We start from the raw sequence: 14,225 nt of genomic DNA on the forward strand, positions 1-14,225 counted from the left end.
CATGGCGTTCAAGGGACTCAGGTTCGCCGGCCTCGAATGGAAGAACATCACGGCATCGAAGATCATGTGGGTGGTCATCGCCGCCATAGCCATCATGCCGCTTCTGTACGGCGCGCTGTATCTGGCGGCGTTCCAGGATCCGTACGCGCGCCTGAACACGGTGCCCGTGGCCGTGGTGAACGAGGACAGGGGCGCGGTGATCGCCGCCGAGCAGCGCAACCTCGGCGACGATGTGGTGCAGCAGCTCAAGGATACCGACGACGGCCTGGGCTGGCACTTCGTGTCGGCCGACGAGGCGCGGAAAGGCCTCGAGGACGGCGAGTACTTCATGACGTGTACGATTCCGGTCGACTTCTCTGAGAGCATCGCCTCGGTCGACGGCTCCGCACCCGAGAAGGCCCAGTTGAAGATCGACTACAACCAGAGCGAGAACATGTTGGCGTCCCAGATCGGCGAGACGGTGTGGAAGGAAGTGCGCACGCGGGTGAGCGACACGGTGGCCGCCGAGTACTGGACGACCGTGCTCGGGCGCGTGGCCGATTCGGGCAAGGACATCCAGAAGGCCGCCGACGGTGCGGGCGATTTGAAGAACGGCCTGATCACCGCACATGACGGAAGCGTTGCCATCACGTCGAATCTCGGCACGCTCAAGGACGGCGCGCTGACGCTGGACGCCGGCCTGGGCAGCCTCGTCTCCGGCGCATCGTCGCTCGACGGCGGCTTGGGCACCTTGTCCGGCGGCACGTTCGCGCTGAAAGACGGAACGCAATCCCTCGTAGCGGGTGCGAACCAGCTGAAGGACGGTGCCGGCCAGGTCGCCTCCGGCGCGAGCGGCGTCGCAGACGGCGCCGGTAGGCTGCAGTCCGACGGCACCAGCAAGGTCGCCGCCGGCGCAAGCGAGCTGGCAAAAGCGACCATCGGACTGCCCGACGAGGCGCAAGTGGACGAGTTCAATCAGGGCGTCGCCGGCTTGGACGCAGGTTTCGGCGCGAGCGACGATGCCTCTCAAGCGACGGTCAACGGTGGGTTGAATAACGTTTCCGCCGGGCTCGATCAGCTCGACGCGCGCGTCAAGGGCGGTACTGCTGCCATTTCCAGCAAAATCGGTTCTTCGACCGATGTCGACCCGCAGGCGACTTTGTACGGTGCATTGAACGCGCAAGCCCAACTGCTCGATGCCGCGGCGGCCGATCCAGCCAACGCCGCGACCTACCTCGCCCAGGCTCAGGCTATCAATGCGGGGCTCAAAAACTCCGCTGCGCAGCTGGACGGCGGCCTTGCGCAGATCGACGCGGGCGTCGACGAAGGTGCCGGCCAGCTCAAAGCGGGCGTTGCGGGCGTAAAATCGGGCGTAGCGCAGGTGCGGGCGGGAGCGGACGCCCTTTTGGGATCCATATCGCCGCTGGTCAACAACGCTCCTGCGCTGCGCGCCGCCGTGCTGCAGCTCGACGCCGGCGCCAACGAGGTGAACGCCAACATGTCCTCGCTTGTAGCCGGCTCCTCGAAGGTGGCGTCCGGCGCCTCGCAGGTGAACGACGGCGCGTCCTCGGCGGTGTCGGGTGCGAACCAGCTCGACGACGGAGCGGCGCAGCTTGTCGATGGCGTCCAAGCAGCCAAGAACGGTGCGGGTCAGCTGGTTTCCGGCACGCAAAGCGCCAAGGACGGTTCTGCGCAGATCGCTTCCGGCGCCGTGCAGTTGGAGGAGGGCAGCGGTACGTTCGCTTCGGGTCTGACCGACGCAGTGGACGGCTCCGGCGAGTTGTCCACCGCCCTCGCAGACGGCGCGAAGACCGCCGCCGAGCAGACGACGAACATCGACGGCAAGTCCGAGGTGATGAGCGATCCCGTCGAGCTTGCGAACGAGTACTACACCACCGTGAAGAACTACGGAACCGGATTCGCCCCGTACTTCATGGCGTTGGGTCTGTGGGTAGGCGGTCTTGTGGCAGGGTTCGTGTTCAAGCCGCTCAACAGCCGCCTCATCATGTCGGGCGCGAATCCGGTCACGGTGGCGTTCTCGAACTACCTGCCGGTGGCGTTCTTCTCGCTCATCCAGGCCACGCTGCTCATGGTGGTGCTTCAATTCGGCCTGCAGCTGCAAATCGACAACGTTCCCGCGTTCTACGCTATGGGCTACCTCACGGCTCTCGTGTTCGCGGCCATCATGCAGATGCTCATGGCGGCGTTCGGGTTCCCCGGTAAGTTCGTCGCCATCATCCTGCTTATGCTGCAGCTGACGGCTTGCGCGGGCACGTTCCCCATCCAGACGACGCCCGACTTCTTCCAGGTTATCAACCCGTACATGCCCATGACGTACGTGGTGCAGGGCATGCGCCAGATCATGACGGGATTGGATTACGGCATCGTGGGCTTCGACTGCTTCGTGCTGTTCGCAATCGGTGCCGCGTGCTTCGCGCTGACGTGTCTTGTAGCGTATCGCAAGCGCACGGTGCGTATGGAGGACTTGCATCCGGTGCTGCAGCTCGGCTAGTTTCCGACCTGCTACACTGGGGAATGACAGACGAACGGCCCGGCGACGGACGCCGGGCCGCGGGGGTGATGCGATGATGGGAACGAAGCGAACCGAGAAAGCGTGCGCGACGCGCAAGCAGCTGCTTGAAGCGGCGTTGGCGGTGATCGGCGAGAAGGGGTACTCGGCGGCCACGGTCGACGAGATAGTCGATGCGGCCGGCGTATCGAAGGGCGTGGCGTATTATCACTTCAAAAGCAAGGCCGTCATGGCCGAGAGCATCCTGGAAGAGGGGATCGGCGGGCTCATCGAGGGCTTCGAGCGCATCGCTGCGGAGGCTCCCACCGCGCCCGAGGCGCTTACCGGCATGGTGGAGCTGTTCGCCACGAGCATTTTCGAGAACAAGGCGTTCGGGCGCTTCTTCGTGTCCGAGCTGTGGCGCGAGGGTCGCGTGTGGTCAAGGTCCATGCGCGACTACGAGGGGCGCTTGTTGGACGTGTTGGAGGGTCAGCTGGCGCGCGGTCAGAGGGAGGGCTTCATCCGGTCCGAGATCGATCCAGCGTTCGAGGCCGTGGCGCTGATCGGCATGGTGCTGACCACCACTCTGTACTACATCGGCGACGAGAGCCCGCTGCTGGGCGCGCCGTCTCACCAGCGCGCAGGGGCACAGGCGATCGGAGGCAAAGACGGTTTCATCGCGCGTATCGTCGATTTCGTCCGACACGCCAACGCCTCCCCGGGGGTGTTGGGGTAGGCGTGGCGAGAGCATAAGCGGTTCGGAATTCGGCATCGTTCGCGATGCCGAATTTTTTGGTTACCCCTATGGTTTAAACCGGTTCTTGTCGTAGAATGTGAATACGGATCAGGATAGTCAACATTTGAAAGGAGAAATGAACATGTTGTTCTACAGCGAAGGGTCTACGTACGGCTCGTGTGTTCTGCTTGGTTTTGGCAGCGTCGTCTGTTTTAACATAGGATTCAGTGCTCAACCTCAAAAGATGCCGACGTTGATCGCAGGCTCTGCAAGATAAAAAAGCAAGGCATCAGTGTCTCTCAGTTCTTCGGGAAGGTCATCCTCGCCCTGTCAAGCTCTTGAAGGATGGTGTAGTTGCGTGACTAAATCTATGCAGAAGATTGGGGAAACCTTAGCCAAGCTGGAAGTTCTTGGCTCGAGACTTAGTGTTTTATTCTCGATTATGTTTGTCCTAGTATGCATGTCAGTTGCGCTTTTCCTTCTTCTCGAAGCGATGGACTTTGCTGGAACCGGAGAGCTGCCTAATCTTGCTCTGATTATGCAGTTGATATCGACTCTTCTAGATTTTGTTATATACGGAGCAATGCTCTTGGTCATGCGGAGCATAGCGAAAGACGTTGCTTGTGGTTGTTCGCCATTCACTATCGCTCATGCAAGCCAGATTAGGGTCGTCGCATGGCTGTTCATAGCAGGGTTTGTGCTCGGCATTCTAGCTTCGCCCGGTTTTGTCTCGGTTGTGGATGCCGGAGGGGTTCATGTCGGACTCGCTTCCGACCAGCTCACCGACTATCCCATAGTGCCGATCGACGTCAAATCCGTCGTTGGGGCTGTCGTTTGCTTCTCGCTCTCTTCCGTTTGGAAGTACGGGGCTTTGCTGCAGGCCGATTCGGATGATTACCTGTAGGGGCTTGAATATGGCGAAGCACCTGATAGTCGAATTGGAAGCGGTGCTGCTCGAGAAGGGCAAAAGCAGCAAGGACCTCGTGCGCGCCACCGGGCACACGACCGTGAACGTGTCCAGGATACGCCAGGCGAAGATGCGCGGCATCAGGATGGACACCCTCATGGAAATCTGTCTCGAGCTGGATTGCCAGCCGGGCGATATCCTGAAGATCGTCACCGATGAGGAGTTCGATCGTCTCGTCGAAGAGCGTCGTAAAACGGGGGAGGCCCGCGTCAAGGCAGGCTTGAGGCGGACCGCCCCCGAGCGCGTGTACGAGATTGATTTGGATCTCGGGGGAGAGTAAGGGTTCCGTTCGCCGGAAGTGCCGGCTTCTTATCATCAAACGATAAAAATACTGATACCATTCCAGGCTGTCATTCTTGAATGAAGGAGGAATCACGGCTCGTCTCTCACTGTTTTTTCGCATGGTCGACGAAGGGGTCGTGTCCTTCTCGGTGGCGGCGAGCTTCTTGGCCGCCGTGCCCCTGTGCGCCATCCAGGGAAGCTGGCTTGCCGAGTGGTCTTTCGACCTGTTCTTCGCTACATGGATCTTGGCGTTCCTGGCGGCTTACCCTTTCGTTTGCGCACTGCTGAACGCTTACTTCCTGGCGGCTCTGCCTGTCGATCGCGAGCGGATGGCGGCCAGCGGGCGCATGGAGACGGCAACGATCGTCGCTGGGGCGTTCGGGCTGCTGTGCGCGGCGTGTCTGACGGATTCGTCTCGCATGGAAACGGTGTCGACGGCTGGGCGCACGTTCGTGGGCGCCGGCATGCTCGCGTGCCTGTTCTGGTATGCGACGGCTCGCTTCCGATCGAAATCGGCCGCGTCGCCGGGTTCGGAGGCTATGGCGGCGCTTTCGGCTTTGATCGTATCGTCGACGACGTTCGGGCTGGTCTGCACGGTTGGGACCGGGCTTGTTTGGAAGGTCCTCGTTCTGATGTATCCGCTCAATCTCCTGCTCGTCCTTGCGAAACTGGCCAAGGGGTCGAAGGACGCGGAGGCCGGCTTGTCGAACATGCGCCGCCGATTCCGTCGTTGACGAGAAAGATGCGTTTATTGAGCGGATGCGCGACTTCGGCCGACATGCGTTCGCGCATGCGGAATCGGTGCGCTACACTATCGGCGAACCCGAGCACAAAGGAGCTAATCATGTGCGGAATCGTCGGATACACCGGAACGCGCCCCGTCAAGGACATCCTGATCGAAGGTCTGTCGCGACTCGAATACCGCGGCTATGACTCTGCCGGCATCGCCGTCGAGCAGGACGGCAAGCTGGAAGTCGTGCACTGCAAGGGGAAGGTGAGCGGCCTCGCGCAGCTCGTCGAGCCCCTCGAGCTGACCGGCACCTGCGGCATCGGCCACACGCGCTGGGCCACGCATGGCCGCCCCAGCGAGGCGAACGCGCATCCGCATACCTCCTGCGACGGCAGCGTAGCCGTCGTGCATAACGGCATCATCGAGAACTTCGCCGAGCTGCGCGAAGAGCTGGAAGGCCGCGGCCATACGTTCACGAGCCAGACCGACACCGAGGTCATCGCGCACCTCGTGGAGGAGAACCTGCGCGAAAGCAACGACCTCTTGCAGGCCGTGCGCGAGGCTGCCGACCGCCTGATCGGCGCCTATGCCATTGCGGCTATCAGCGACCAGGAGCCCGGCACCCTCGTGGCCGCGCGCAAGGACTCGCCGCTCGTGGTGGGGCTGGCCGAGGACGGCGCGCACGTGGCCTCCGATATCATCGCCATGATCGACGACACGCGCGACGTGGTGGTGCTCGCCGACGGCGATATGGCGAAGCTCACGCCGAATGCCGTCACGTTCTACAACGTGCGCGGCGAGGCGTACGAGCCCGAGGTGACGCACGTCGACTGGGATCTCGACGTGGCCGAGAAGGGCGGCTACCCCGACTTCATGTTGAAGGAGATCCACGAGCAGCCGCGCGTGATCCGCGACACGCTGGCGGGGCGCCTGGTGAACGGCGCGCTGTCCATCGACGAGCTGGACCTCACGCTGGAGGAGCTCAACCTTATCGACCGCGTGTACGTCATCGCCTGCGGCACGTCGTATCATGCGGGCCTCATCGCGAAGAACCTCATCGAGGGTTGGGCGCGCATCCCCACGGAAGTGGAGGTGGCCAGCGAATTCCGCTACCGCAACCCCATCATCACGCCGTCCACCCTGGTGGTGGCCGTGTCTCAGTCGGGCGAGACGGCCGACACGCTGGCCGCCATCCGCGACGCGCGCGTGAAGGGCGCGAAGGTGTTCGGCATCACGAACGTGGTGGGCTCGCCCGTGGCGCGCGAGAGCGACGGCGTCATCTACACGAAGGCCAACAAGGAGATCGCGGTGGCCTCCACCAAGTCGTTCCTGGGCCAGGTGGTGTCGCTCACGCTGCTCGCCATGCTGCTTGCCCAGGTGAAGGGCAAGCTCAAGACGAACCAGGTGCGCCTGCTGTTCCACGAGCTGGCCGACACGGCCGAGCAGGTGGAGCGCATCCTGGCCGATTCCTCGTCCATCGATGAGGCGGCGCGCGCGTGCAAGGACGCGTCGAGCGCGCTGTTCGTGGGCCGCGGCATGGGCGCCGCCATCAGCTACGAGGGCGCGCTCAAGCTCAAGGAGATCAGCTACCTGCACGCCGAGGCTTATCCGGCCGGCGAGATGAAGCACGGCCCCATCGCGCTCATCGACGAGGGCTTCCCGGTCATCGCGGTGGCCACGAAGAGCCCCGTGTACGACAAGCTGGTGTCGAACCTGCAGGAGGCGAAGGCGCGCGGCGCCATGGTGGTGGCCATCGCCACCGAGGGGGATGAAGACATTCGACACCATGCCGACCATGTCATCTACATCCCGAAGGTGCGCGACGCGTTCAGCGCCATTACGGCCAGCGTGCCGCTGCAGCTGTTCGCGCGCGCCATCGCCGTCGAGCGCGGCTGCGACGTGGACCAGCCCCGCAACCTGGCGAAATCGGTGACGGTGGAATAACGAACCTGCAAGGCCGCCGAGAGGGCCGGGCGACGTCCAGTCGCTCAGACAGTCCTCGCTGCGCTGCGGAACTCGCTTGGTGGACGCCGCCCGGCCCTCTCGGCTTCCGGTTGCTGTTTCTCCCATCGGCGAATCGCCAGGTTGGATGCTGAGTCTTTAAACCGGTTTTTGGAACATGTGATTGGGGATTGTTGTGAGTGAGAACGAGAAGAGCGTGACCGAGGCGGCTTCGGCGGCGTTCGAGGGCGTCGAGGGCGCGGTGGGGCTTGGCGTGGACATCGTGGAGATTGCCCGCATGCGCCGCATCTTGGAGCGCACGCCCAGCTTTCGCGAGAAGGTGTTCTCCGAGGAGGAACGCTCCTACTGCGAGTCCACGGCGAACCCCGAGGTGCATTACGCTACGCGCTTCGCCGCGAAGGAGGCCGTGCTGAAGGCGCTGGGCACCGGGTTCTCGCGCGGCATCGCCAACCACGACGTGGAAGTGCGCCGCAACGCGAAGGGTCGCCCCTTCGTGGTGCTGCATGGGCGCGCTAAGGAGGTAGCCGACGAGCAGGGCGTGCGCGAGCTGCCGCTGTCGCTTTCGTACACGCACACCGACGCCGTGGCCTGCGCGCTCGCCATCACGGAGGAGTCGGTCCGCGCCCAAGAGGAGCGCGTGAACCCTATGGAGGAGCTGGCGAAGCAGTTCAAGGAAGCTCGTAGCCTGCTGGACGAGATGGACGCGCCGAAGAAGGCCTCCGAGGATCCAGCAAACTGATCGTCCCGCGCGAGGCGCGCCGTTTCGAGAGTTCGCACGGCGCGCCTGCATTCGCGGGTCGCACGGGCGAGCCCTCCTCGTCGAGGTGCCTCGTCCTTCCCCTGCATGGAAGAGATTCAATGCTATGCACGATTTTTCGCCAGCGCCATGTACTTCGACCTGGGCTTTCCCTTTTTGTCTCTGACAACAAGCTTCTAGAATCGTGCATAGCGCGCGATCTCTGCCATCCCGCCTCGCGTTCGCTGCTAGAGCATACGGACAAGCTTGTCCAGCCGCACGGCGGCCGACGCTAGGTGAAAAAGCGCACATGTCGCTCTCGGTCTCGTCTCGCCGCTCCCTTCGTCGAGCGTCTGAACCGATTCTTTATTTTGTTGAGTGAAAGGATTGAATTCCATCGGCGAACCTTCTAGTTTGGTTCGAACGAGCCATTGGCAAGCGAGGAGGCGCACGTTGACGCCAGAACACGAAACGCGCGGCAAGCATGAAGCGCAGCAACCGGCGCCGCAGCCAGCGCCGCGCCCGGCACCGCAGCGAACGCGGCGCATCGACTCGATCGACCCTCCCTTCGCCGACGGCGCGCCGGAAAGCTACGCGTCGTTCGTGCCCGCGTCGCGGGGCGGCCGACCGGGGCCGGTTCACGGCGGGCGCCCGGAGTCGCCGGGCGGCGGCCGACAAGGGTCGTCGAACCGGAAGCCTCCGTTCGCGAAGAAGACCGGGCTCATTGCGGGCGGCGCGCTCGTCGCCGTGATCGCGATCGTCTACCTGGCGGGCGCGCTCGTGTTCATGGACCGCTTCATGCCCAACACCACGATCATGGGCAAGGACGTGTCGTTGAAAACCACCGCCGAGGTTCAGGATCTGTTGACCGACGTGGCGAAAAGCTACCAGCTGAGCGTGTCGGGCGAGGGATTCTCGCTGACGCTCACCTCTTCTGACATGGGCACGGCTGTCAACAGCAGCAGCGTGACGGATGCCATGCACGCCGATGCCAGCCCGTGGGCCTGGCCGGTCGAGGTATTCGCCGTGCACGACGAAACCGACAAGCTGGTCACTTCGAACGGCAAGCTGGACGAAGCCGTGCGGAAAGCCGTCGAGACGTTCAACGAGCAGGCCGAAGCGCCGCGCAACGCAGGGCTCGACTACGATAACGGCGGTTCGCAGTTCGTCGTGCGCGCCGAGACCGCCGGCACTGCGCTCGATGCCGACAAGGTGGTCGAGACGGTGAACGCGGCCGTCGCTGCGATGGAGTCGAGCGCGACGCTGTCCGAGGATGCGTTGCAGCAGCCCACGCTGCTGTCCGACGATAAGCGTCTGGCGAAGGCGGCCGATGAGGCGAACTCCCTGTTGAAAGCCGATTTCTCGCTGAAGTTGGGCGATACGCCCGTGGCGCAGGTGAATGCCGATGCCATCGCCGGTTGGGTGCGCTTGCACGACGACGTGACGGTGGGCGTCGATGAGGGGCTGGTGGCAGCCTGGGTGCAGGATCTGGCTTCGGCGTGCAACACCTACCAGGCGCGTCGCACGTTCACGCGCGCCGACGGCAAGGAGGTGACCGTGTCGGGCGGCGTATACGGTTGGATCATCGACAAGGACAAGTTGCAAGAAGCGTTGATGAACGGCGTGGATTCCGCGCAGACCGGCGACATGGCCATCCCTTGCGAACAGGAGGCGGGTGCTTACGACGGGCTGCACGGACGCGACTGGGGCAAGCGCTACGTCGACGTCGATCTGACGGAGCAGCACGCGCGCTTCTACGACGACGAAGGCTCGCTCGCGTGGGAGTCCGACGTGGTCACCGGCACGCCGGACGGAGAGCACGACACTCCTGAGGGCGTCTACGTAATCAACGGCAAGGAGAGCCCGTCGAAGTTGATCGGCCAGATGAAGCCCGAGACGGGCGAGCCGGAATACCAGACCGAAGTGAAGGCCTGGATGCCGTTCGTAGACAACTACATCGGGTTTCATGACGCCGATTGGCAGCCCGCGTTCGGCGACTCGCGGTACAAGTCGGGCTACGGCAGCCACGGCTGCGTGAACCTGCCGCCGGAGAAGGCGGTGGAGCTGTACGACCTTATCAAAGTGGGCGACGTCGTGGTCAGCCACTGGTAGGATCGGCCGCCGCGGGTCTCGCCGTCCTGACCGTGTCAAAGGGACGGGTGGTTCGACACGTTTTGAACCCTCGCTCGCTCAGGACGATGCGCCCACGAGCTCGGCGATGGCGTCGGGGATGCAGGCGACGACGTCTTCCGCCGTCGCGGCGATGGTCGACCAGCGCGCCGCGGCGGCCAGCCCGGCGCGGGCGTGCAGCTCGGCGCCCAGCACGGACGCCTCGAAGGGGTCGAGCCCCTGCGCCAGCAGCGCGGCCGTCATGCCGGCCAGCACATCTCCCGTGCCCGCCTTCGCCAACGCCGGCGTGCCGTGCGCCATGCGCACCGTCTGCTCGCCGTCGGAGAGGTACGTGACGGGCCCTTTCACCACGGCGATCGCGCCGTAGGCGAGCGACAGCGTCTCGGCGAGCGCGCAGGGATCGTCGACAGGCAGGTCGAAGGGGCGTGCGAGGCGCGCCGCCTCTCCGGCGTGCGGCGTGACCACGGTGGGGTTCCCGTTGAGGAAGCGCCGCCTCAGCAAGCGCCGCCCTTTTGCGGAGACGAGCGCGTCCAGGCCGGTGCCATCCACCAGCACGGGCGCGTCGGCGTGCTTCAACACGAAGTGAACGAGCTTCTCGGCTTCGACGTCTTCTGCGTCGAAGCCGCAGCCGACGAGGTAGGCGCGCGGTTTGCCGGGCTTCGCTGCCGGAAGGTTCGCCTTGAGAGCCGCGTGCGGGCGCACCACGAGCGAGGGCCGAAAGCCTTGCACGAGCGGGACGGCCGACGGGCTGGTGAACACCTCGGTGTAGCCGGCGCCCATGCGCTGGCCGGCGTAGGCCGCCAGGCACGCCGCGCCCGGATAGCGCTCGCTGCCCACGATGGCGGCCAGCGTGCCGCGCGAGTACTTGTTCGCGTCGTCGGCCGGCAGCGGCACGAGGGCCACCAGCTCGTCGTTGCTGTATTCTCGAACGTTCTGCATGGTCGCACCGCCTTGTCTTCCGAGGAACCGCGTGCTCGCATTCTACCGCGTATCGCGCCTGAGCGCGACTGCGGGCCGAATCGGCGACAACGCGTCGAATTCGCCCGTAACCGTACGTAAACGGTTGCGCGAACTGGGGGTTCGGACGTGCCGCTGCGCTAGAATGGCGGTAAACAACCAAGGCGCCGCACCGGTTTTCGGACGCGTTGCGCGGCGCGGTCGCTGCGACCAAGGAGCAATCTCATGGATACGACCAACAAGCACGACTGGGGCCTCGTCATCGCGGGCGTCCTGCTCGTCATCTGCAGCATGTTCTTCCTTTTCGCGCCGGGCTTGGCGCTGGTCACCATCACGGTGATCGCCGGCGCGGCGTTTCTGGTGTCGGGCATCTTCGACATCGTCAACTACTTCCGCTTCCGCCGGGCCATGGACCTGTCGGGGTGGGCGCTGGCCTACGGCGCGCTGGACATCGTGCTGGGCATCCTGTTTTTGGTGAACCCGCTGGTGTCGGCCGGCGCGCTGGCGTGGTTCATCGGTGCGTTCTTCATCGTGTTCGGCGTGTTCGAGGTCGTCGGCGCGTTCAAAGTGCGCAACATGGGCGCGTCGATGTGGGGCTGGATGCTGTTCTCGGGCATCGTCGGGGCGCTGTGCGGCCTGACGTTCTTCATCGCTCCGGCCATGCTGGGCGTGTTCCTGTCGGTGTTCATCCTGATGCGCGGCGCGTCGCTCATCTTCTACGGCTGGAACGCCGGCAAAGCCATGGTGGCGTAGCGCAAGCGCGCTACCGTGGAGCGTTTGCTGAAACCCCGAGGCGAGCGCGCAGCGTTTCGCGGCTCGTGGTAGAATTCCGAAGAAAACAGGCGAAGGCCCCGATCGTTTCGGGGCCTTCTTCCCGATTGCACGAAACGGTGGCGAATATGGCAGACGAACAGCAGACTTTGCTCGACGAGCAGGCGCTTGCGGAAGCGACCAGCGATCCGGCGGCGCGCATCGACGCGCTTCGGCGCGAGATCGAGCATCACAGCTACCTGTACTACGCCAACGACGCGCCCGAGATATCCGATGCCGCGTTCGACTCGCTCATGCGCGAGCTGCGCGAGCTGGAGGCCGCGCATCCCGAGCTGATCGACCCATCCAGCCCCACGCAGCGCGTGGGCGGCTACGTGGGCGAGCAGTTCGCTCCCGTGCGCCATGCCCGGCGCATGTACTCGCTGGACAACGCCATGGACTTGGACGAGCTGGACGCGTGGATCGAGCGCGTGACGGAGGCGTTCGGGCGCATGGTGCCCGTGGTGTGCGAGCTCAAGATCGACGGCTCGTCCATCGCGCTGACGTACGAGGGCGGCCGCCTGATGCGCGCCGCCACGCGCGGCGACGGCACCACGGGCGAGGACGTCACCGCAAACATGCGCACGGTGAAGGACGTGCCGCTGCGCCTGCGCGAGGGCGCGCTGGGCGGATTGCGCGACGCGGACGCGCCGGTGGAGCTGCGCGGCGAGGTGTACATGCCGAAGTCCAGCTTCGACGCGCTGAACGCCGCAGCCGTCGAGAACGGCAAGCAGGCGTTCGCGAACCCGCGCAACGCCGCCGCCGGCAGTCTGCGCCAGAAGGACCCGTCTATCACGGCGAACCGCGACCTGTCCACCTTCATCTACGCGGTGGCCGACGAGCGCGCCCTGAACGCAGAGGGCCAGTGGGAGCTTTTGGCGTGGCTGCGCGAGGCTGGCTTCCACGTGAACCCCGACGTCGAGCTGTGCCAGACTCGCGAGGAGGTGCACGCGTTCTGCGAGCGCGCCGTGGCGCGGCGCGAGGACCTGCCCTACGAGATCGACGGCGTGGTGGTGAAGGTGAACTCGTTCGCTCAGCAGGAGTCGATGGGCTACACGGCCCGGGCGCCGCGCTGGGCCGTCGCGTTCAAGTTCCCGCCCGAGGAGAAGACCACGCTGTTGCGCGATATCACCGTGCAGGTGGGACGCACCGGCAAGCTGACGCCCGTGGCCGAGCTCGATCCCGTGGTGGTCGCCGGCTCCACCGTGGCGCGCGCGACGCTGCACAACGAGGACGAGGTGCAGCGCAAGGACGTGCGCGTGGGCGACACCGTCATCGTGCGCAAGGCCGGCGACGTGATCCCCGAGGTGCTGGGGCCGGTGCTGGCGCTGCGCCCCGCCGACGCCGAGGCGTGGCAGATGCCGCGCACGTGCCCGTCGTGCGGCTCGCCCGTCATCCGCGAGGAGGGCGAGGTGGACTTCCGCTGCATCTCCATCGACTGCCCGGCGCAAGCGCTGGAGCGTTTGCTGCATTGGGCCAGCCGCGGCGCCATGGACATCGACGGCATGGGCGAGGAGATCGTGTCGCGTCTGGTGGAGAGCGGCCGTTTGAGCGACGTGGCCGACTACTACACGTTGGACGAGGTGGAGCTGTCGCTTCTGGACATGGGCCGCGTGAACAAGGACGGCGAGCCCATCCGCCTGGGTTCCACCGTGGCGAAGAAGCTGGTGGCCGCCATCGACGAGAGCCGCACGCGTCCGTTTGCCCGCGCGCTGTTCGGGCTGGGCATCCGCCACGTGGGCAAGACCATCGCCGAGCTGCTGGCGGCGGCGTACCCGTCCATCGAGGCGCTGATGGAGGCCTCGGAGGAGGACCTGGCCGCCATCGACGGCGTGGGCCCGAAGATCGCGCGCAGCGCGTATTTGTTCCTGCGCACGCCCGACAACGCCGCCGTCATCGAGCGCTTACGCTCGCACGGCGTGGCGCTTGCGGACAAGGCCGCAGACGAGGGCGAGCAGCTGCCGCAGACGCTGGCGGGGCTTACGTTCGTGCTGACGGGCTCGCTTGTGGAAAGCGGGATGACCCGCGACGAGGCGGGCGCTGCGCTCAAGGCGCGCGGCGCGAAGGTCAGCGGCAGCGTGTCGAAGAAGACGAGCTTCGTCGTGGCCGGCGAGGCCGCCGGAAGCAAATACGACAAGGCCGTCGCCCTCGGCGTCCCCGTGCTGGACGAAGCCGCCCTGCTGCGCATCCTCGAAACCGGCGAGGCTCCGGAGTAGGATGCCCGGGCTCCGTCGCGTCCCGATGTTTCACGGGGAGCATTGCTCGGATGCTCCGCTTGATACATGAGGCTCGACGAGGATCCGTCTCCGACGGATCCGATGTCCTGCGGATGACCCCCATGCATCCTTTTGCTTTCGAAAAGGCAAAAAGTCATCGAATTCGGAAGAAAGAGCGCTTACCGCAAGGTCTCGGATCGTTCTGGCAGGA

General features: G+C 64.8%; 11 protein-coding genes. 10 read left to right on the forward strand and 1 reads right to left on the reverse strand.

Features of this window, described 5'->3' with window-relative positions; genetic code table 11:
- Position 1: 1 nt before the first annotated feature.
- The 8 genes from GT590_RS02725 (at position 2) to GT590_RS02760 (ending at position 10,013) form a co-directional block, all read left to right on the forward strand.
- The gene (locus GT590_RS02725) at positions 2-2,491 is read left to right on the forward strand and encodes a YhgE/Pip domain-containing protein (protein WP_161170885.1); all 2,490 of its coding nucleotides are present in this window, start codon (positions 2-4) and stop codon (positions 2,489-2,491) included.
- A 73-nt stretch (positions 2,492-2,564) separates the two neighbouring features.
- Complete coding sequence (locus GT590_RS02730; RefSeq protein ID WP_114534509.1) at positions 2,565-3,224, forward strand: TetR/AcrR family transcriptional regulator; 660 nt, start codon at positions 2,565-2,567, stop codon at positions 3,222-3,224.
- Between the two features lie 358 nt (positions 3,225-3,582).
- Positions 3,583-4,128, forward strand: a complete 546-nt coding sequence (locus GT590_RS02735) for a hypothetical protein (RefSeq protein ID WP_227110564.1) — start codon at positions 3,583-3,585, stop codon at positions 4,126-4,128.
- A gap of 10 nt (positions 4,129-4,138) precedes the next feature.
- Complete coding sequence (locus tag GT590_RS02740) at positions 4,139-4,471, forward strand: helix-turn-helix transcriptional regulator (protein ID WP_009306392.1); 333 nt, start codon at positions 4,139-4,141, stop codon at positions 4,469-4,471.
- A gap of 121 nt (positions 4,472-4,592) precedes the next feature.
- Positions 4,593-5,207 (forward strand): hypothetical protein, encoded by a 615-nt coding sequence (locus GT590_RS02745; RefSeq protein WP_009306391.1) that lies wholly within the window; start codon positions 4,593-4,595, stop codon positions 5,205-5,207.
- Between the two features lie 110 nt (positions 5,208-5,317).
- The gene (gene glmS / locus GT590_RS02750; RefSeq protein WP_009306390.1) at positions 5,318-7,147 is read left to right on the forward strand and encodes a glutamine--fructose-6-phosphate transaminase (isomerizing); all 1,830 of its coding nucleotides are present in this window, start codon (positions 5,318-5,320) and stop codon (positions 7,145-7,147) included.
- Positions 7,148-7,340: 193 nt separating this feature from the next.
- Positions 7,341-7,904, forward strand: coding sequence for a holo-ACP synthase (gene acpS / locus GT590_RS02755; protein ID WP_114557931.1), 564 nt, complete (start codon positions 7,341-7,343; stop codon positions 7,902-7,904).
- A gap of 450 nt (positions 7,905-8,354) precedes the next feature.
- Positions 8,355-10,013 carry a L,D-transpeptidase family protein gene (locus tag GT590_RS02760; RefSeq protein WP_009306388.1) on the forward strand — a complete coding sequence of 553 codons (1,659 nt, stop codon included), beginning with the start codon at positions 8,355-8,357 and terminating at the stop codon, positions 10,011-10,013.
- Between the two features lie 78 nt (positions 10,014-10,091).
- Here the strand turns inward: GT590_RS02760 and GT590_RS02765 are convergent, their stop codons facing one another.
- The gene (locus tag GT590_RS02765) at positions 10,092-10,970 is read right to left on the reverse strand and encodes an NAD(P)H-hydrate dehydratase (RefSeq protein WP_009306387.1); all 879 of its coding nucleotides are present in this window, start codon (positions 10,968-10,970) and stop codon (positions 10,092-10,094) included.
- A gap of 243 nt (positions 10,971-11,213) precedes the next feature.
- Between GT590_RS02765 and GT590_RS02770 the strand changes: the two genes are divergently transcribed.
- Complete coding sequence (locus GT590_RS02770; RefSeq protein ID WP_009306386.1) at positions 11,214-11,741, forward strand: HdeD family acid-resistance protein; 528 nt, start codon at positions 11,214-11,216, stop codon at positions 11,739-11,741.
- A gap of 146 nt (positions 11,742-11,887) precedes the next feature.
- A complete protein-coding gene (ligA, locus tag GT590_RS02775) occupies positions 11,888-14,014 on the forward strand; it encodes an NAD-dependent DNA ligase LigA (RefSeq protein WP_009306385.1) in 2,127 nt (708 codons plus the stop codon).
- Positions 14,015-14,225: the final 211 nt, after the last annotated feature.

Source organism: Eggerthella sp. BIOML-A1 (assembly GCF_009875595.1).
In the GTDB taxonomy this organism is placed as follows: Bacteria; Actinomycetota; Coriobacteriia; order Coriobacteriales; family Eggerthellaceae; genus Eggerthella; species Eggerthella lenta.

Bases quoted from the DNA above. Each gene is read 5' to 3' on its own strand.
- GT590_RS02725 (WP_161170885.1), top strand. From the start codon at position 2: ATGGCGTTCAAGGGACTCAGGTTCGCCGGCCTCGAATGGAAGAACATC.
- GT590_RS02730 (WP_114534509.1), top strand. From the start codon at position 2,565: ATGATGGGAACGAAGCGAACCGAGAAAGCGTGCGCGACGCGCAAGCAG.
- GT590_RS02740 (WP_009306392.1), top strand. From the start codon at position 4,139: ATGGCGAAGCACCTGATAGTCGAATTGGAAGCGGTGCTGCTCGAGAAG.
- GT590_RS02745 (WP_009306391.1), top strand. From the start codon at position 4,593: ATGGTCGACGAAGGGGTCGTGTCCTTCTCGGTGGCGGCGAGCTTCTTG.
- glmS (WP_009306390.1), top strand. From the start codon at position 5,318: ATGTGCGGAATCGTCGGATACACCGGAACGCGCCCCGTCAAGGACATC.
- GT590_RS02765 (WP_009306387.1), bottom strand. From the start codon at position 10,970: ATGCAGAACGTTCGAGAATACAGCAACGACGAGCTGGTGGCCCTCGTG.
- GT590_RS02770 (WP_009306386.1), top strand. From the start codon at position 11,214: ATGGATACGACCAACAAGCACGACTGGGGCCTCGTCATCGCGGGCGTC.
- ligA (WP_009306385.1), top strand. From the start codon at position 11,888: ATGGCAGACGAACAGCAGACTTTGCTCGACGAGCAGGCGCTTGCGGAA.